This window comes from uncultured Methanofollis sp., from assembly GCF_937919355.1.
Classification (GTDB): Archaea; Halobacteriota; Methanomicrobia; order Methanomicrobiales; family Methanofollaceae; genus Methanofollis.
The window spans coordinates 1-3,701 of sequence record NZ_CALFSA010000135.1 but is presented as its reverse complement, the minus strand read 5'-3'; the positions used below and the strand labels follow the sequence as shown (position 1 = coordinate 3,701).

The 3,701-nt window shown below is 64.6% G+C and carries 4 protein-coding genes; 3 read left to right on the top strand and 1 reads right to left on the bottom strand.

All coding sequences use genetic code 11. The annotated features are described in order from the left end of the window. The 3 genes from Q0520_RS06390 to Q0520_RS06380 all read left to right on the top strand — a co-directional run. Positions 1-636, top strand: a 636-nt coding sequence (locus Q0520_RS06390; RefSeq protein WP_298667754.1) for a hypothetical protein, incomplete at its 5' end; no start/stop codon positions are given. 4 nt (positions 637-640) lie between these two features. Continuing rightward, the gene (gene brxD / locus Q0520_RS06385; RefSeq protein ID WP_298667751.1) at positions 641-1,918 is read left to right on the top strand and encodes a BREX system ATP-binding protein BrxD; all 1,278 of its coding nucleotides are present in this window, start codon (positions 641-643) and stop codon (positions 1,916-1,918) included. Further along, the gene (locus Q0520_RS06380) at positions 1,918-2,868 is read left to right on the top strand and encodes an HD domain-containing protein (protein ID WP_298667747.1); all 951 of its coding nucleotides are present in this window, start codon (positions 1,918-1,920) and stop codon (positions 2,866-2,868) included. Before brxD ends, Q0520_RS06380 begins: the two co-directional genes overlap by 1 nt. A 432-nt stretch (positions 2,869-3,300) precedes the next feature. Here the strand turns inward: Q0520_RS06380 and Q0520_RS06375 are convergent, their stop codons facing one another. After that, positions 3,301-3,558, bottom strand: coding sequence for a hypothetical protein (locus tag Q0520_RS06375; protein WP_298667745.1), 258 nt, complete (start codon positions 3,556-3,558; stop codon positions 3,301-3,303). Positions 3,559-3,701: the final 143 nt, after the last annotated feature.

Below are 3,701 nucleotides of genomic sequence, written 5' to 3'. Positions count from 1 at the left end.
AAGGTGGCGGAGGCCGTCATCGACGGGGGCGGCGGAACCGGGACCGGGACCGGGGGCGGGGGGAGGCGGGTCCTCGACGCCCTTGTCAGGAAGTTCTCGACCGAGACCGACCACCTCGGTCCCGAGGGGACAGAGGTCTTCGCACGGGTCTGCCTCAGTGCCGCCGAAGAAGCGCTCGAAGCCGGCGACTACGTGCGCTGCAAGGAGTGCTGTCTCCACGGCCTCGACCTCTCGCGTGCCTGCACGCAGGACTTCTTCGAGATCATGCGGAGGTGCAAGGAGGCGACGGTCGCCGAACTGCCGGTCTTCCCCTTTGAAGGCGGAAGTGCGGGTGCCGCTACCGGTACCGGTGCCGCTGGCAGGGGCGGGGGCGGCGCGACCGCGGCCGACCGCGGCGGTAAAAACGACGTCGAAGGACCGGACCTCGGCCTCGACGAACGCGAAGAGGCGCTGGTCGCCTTTTTACGCCAGCACCGCGAGACAAATGAGGAGGAACTCCGCAAGGTCCTCGGCACCCGGCGGGTGAGCGGGGTGGTGAACCGCCTGATCAAGAAGGCGAACGACGCTGGTGTCGCCCTGATCGAGAAGCAGGGCATGGGCGAGCACGGCGAGGTCTATGTCTACTGCGGGAAGTGAGTTGATGGACGGGAGAAAGACAGAGAGTATCGGGATCATCAATGCGCTCAGGCGCGGGACTGTGCCCGCATCAGGGCTGGAACGTCTTGCCGTTGGCCTGTCTGTGGAAGAAGGGGTGATCGGCGGACAACTTGACTTCGCCGCATCGGGAGGGGCCGACATCAAGTTCGTCTGCGGGGATTACGGGAGCGGGAAGACATTTCTCGTGGCGCGGGCCCTGGAGATCGCACGGGAGAAGAGGTTTGTCACCGCCCACGTGATGATCTCGGCCGACACCCCCCTCCACAAGCAGAGCGCACTGTATTACCGGATACTCTCGTCCCTCAGGACGGCGGAGCACGAGAACGCCCTGAAAGAGATCGTGGACGACTGGATCTTCGCGATCGAGGAGAGGGTCATCGAGGTCGAGGGGGTCTCCGAGGAGGACGAGGCCCTGAAGACCGGGACTGTGGAGAGGATCGAGGCGGCTCTCGCCGATATCTCGGCGGTGAACCCGGCCCTTGCGGCGGCGCTCCGGGTCTACTACACGGCGAACTGCGCCGGGGACTTCCCCCTCGCGCAGGCGGCGCTCGGCTGGCTTTCCGGCGAACCCCATGTCGGGAGGAAGTTCAGGCAGGAGGCCGGTGTGAAGGGCGAGGTGGACGAGGTCTCGGCGCCCGTTTTCCTGCGGGGGTTCTTGCGGATCATCAGGGCGGCCGGGTATGCCGGGCTTGCGGTGGCGGTGGACGAGGTCGAGACTGTGCAGGCCCTGCCCTCGAACCTCCGGGCAAGGGGATACGGCAACCTCCGCCAGATCGTCGACGCCATCGACCGCGGGGAGATGCCGCACTGCTACTTCCTCTTCACCGGGACGCCGGCCTTCTTCGAGGGGTCGAAGGGGATACGTTCCCTGCCGCCCCTGTACGACCGCCTGAAGGTCGTGGGCGCGGACGACTACGCCAACCCCCTCCAGGCCCAGATCCGTCTCCGCCCCTTCGACCTGCAGAAACTGGAAGAGGCGGCCCTGAAGGTCTGCGAGGTCTACTCCGACGCCGCCGCACCGGTGGACAGGAACCGCGTCTCCCATCGTTTCATCAGGGGGATGATCGACCGCGTCACGACGGGGTTCGGCGGCAGGGTGGACGTCATCCCCCGCGTCTTCCTCCGCGAGTTCGTGGACGTGCTGGACAAGTGCGGGCTGTACCCGGAGTACGACCCGGCGGCCGCCTATGCCTTCGACAGGGAGAAGGTGAAGGGCGACCTGAAAGAGGAGGAAGAGGCGGTGCTGGAGGTGGAGTTCTGATGGTCTGCCGGAAGGAGACTTTTGTCGGGGACATCGCCGACGGGGACGAGGTCGACGGGATCTTCCTCCTCAGGTCCGTCGAGGTGAAGCAGAAGAAAAACGGGAGTCCCTATATTCTGGCGCAGGTCGCCGACATGACCGGGTCCATCACCTGCAACGTCTGGGGCGTGCAGGGGTGCGGCGAGGAGGTCTCGACGGCGGCGGAAAGACTGAAGGTCGGGGCTGTCTACCGCATCCGCGGCTTTGCAAGGGCCTACAACGGGGCGGTGCAGGTCTCGGTGAACGAGGGGATCGCCGACCTCGCAGAGGTGCCGCCCGACGAAATTTCCGCAGAGGACTTCGTCTGTGCACCGGTGGACGAGGTCGACCTGAAGAGGGGGGTGCTGGCGATGGCCGGCGGGATCGCCGACGGCACCCTGCGGGACCTGGTGCTCGAAGCGATCACGGGCGCGGAGGGGTTTTTCGTGAAACCTGCCGCGAAGTCGCGGCACCACGAGTACCGCGGCGGTCTCGCCGAGCACACACTGGAGACGGCCAGGATCGCGGCGGCGTCCTGCGATGCCGCCCGTATCCCGATGGACCGCGACCTCGTCGTCGCGGGGGCGCTTCTCCACGACATCGGGAAGGCGTCCTGCTTCGACGAGGCGGGTCTTGCCTTCACGGCGAGGCCGGAGTACGACCTTCTCGGCCATGTCGCCACCGGTGTCATCTATCTTACGCGCTTCCGCGGCCGCATCCCTGAGGAGCGTTTCAATCATCTTCTCCACATTGTCCAGTCCCACCACGGCCCGCACGGAGAGGTGCCCTGCCAGACCCCCGAGGCATGGGCCGTCCACCTCGCCGACCTGACGAGCGCCACCCTGCGCGAGGCGGCCGACGACCAGATGGAGGCCGCACCCGGTACCCGGAAGAACGGGTGGCGGAGCGGCGGCCCGGTCTGGCGGTTCTGAGAGGGTCGGGGAGAAGAGCCGAAAAAAGGGAAGATCATCTCTGTAGAAATCCGATTCTGGAGAGTCTCGTCCGGGGGAGTTAGCCGCCCCCGATCCCCTGCGTCAGGATAGCACTGTGGACGGCACCTCCCTCTTCATGTTCGTTGATTTTGTCTTCCTGACCCAATCGCAATTCCGGGGACGACCAGAGGGAGTCGAGAAAATCTGATTTTCGAGTGACGAGCGTCAGCGAGTTGGAGAAGACGAAGTCTTCGAGAGAGACCCCGGTGCGAAGATGAAGGAAGGCAGTTGAGTCACGTTCGTACCCAGAAAAAGTGAGGGTTTCGACAAAACCGGAAGACCAGACCGACCACCCCCACCCGTCTCCGGGAGAGGGGACCTTCCATGGCAATCCTGTTCTTTTCTGCTCCCGGCGAGGGGGAGCACCGGTGGTCACTCGGTGACGGACGGAGGGAAGATAATTCCACACAGTGGCAGGCGACAGACCTCGGGGTCGGCGATCCTGGTCCCTTGCCCGACGAACACCACCCGCGCCGATGCCGGGACGGCATGGATCTCGGCCGCGTAGCCGATCTCGTCCTGCCAGACCTCGCAGGCCTCTTCATAGGAGGGAGTGACGCAGAGAGTCCTCCTGCTCTCCCTGTCGACGACGATATAGCGCACCGCTCCCGGTGCAGGGGGATTGTTCATGATTATTCCTGTACAATCCCGGAGATGTAAAGGAAGAGGTTAAACAAACTTGAAAAAAAGGATCTGGAGACGCACCCCGCCCTATCCAGAGAGAGTCACCACACATCAATGTCCTCGCTGGAATGAACGATGAACGGCTCTTT

Coding starts and splice junctions, on each gene's coding strand:
- brxD (WP_298667751.1), top strand. CDS start 641: ATGGACGGGAGAAAGACAGAGAGTATCGGGATCATCAATGCGCTCAGG.
- Q0520_RS06380 (WP_298667747.1), top strand. CDS start 1,918: ATGGTCTGCCGGAAGGAGACTTTTGTCGGGGACATCGCCGACGGGGAC.
- Q0520_RS06375 (WP_298667745.1), bottom strand. CDS start 3,558: ATGAACAATCCCCCTGCACCGGGAGCGGTGCGCTATATCGTCGTCGAC.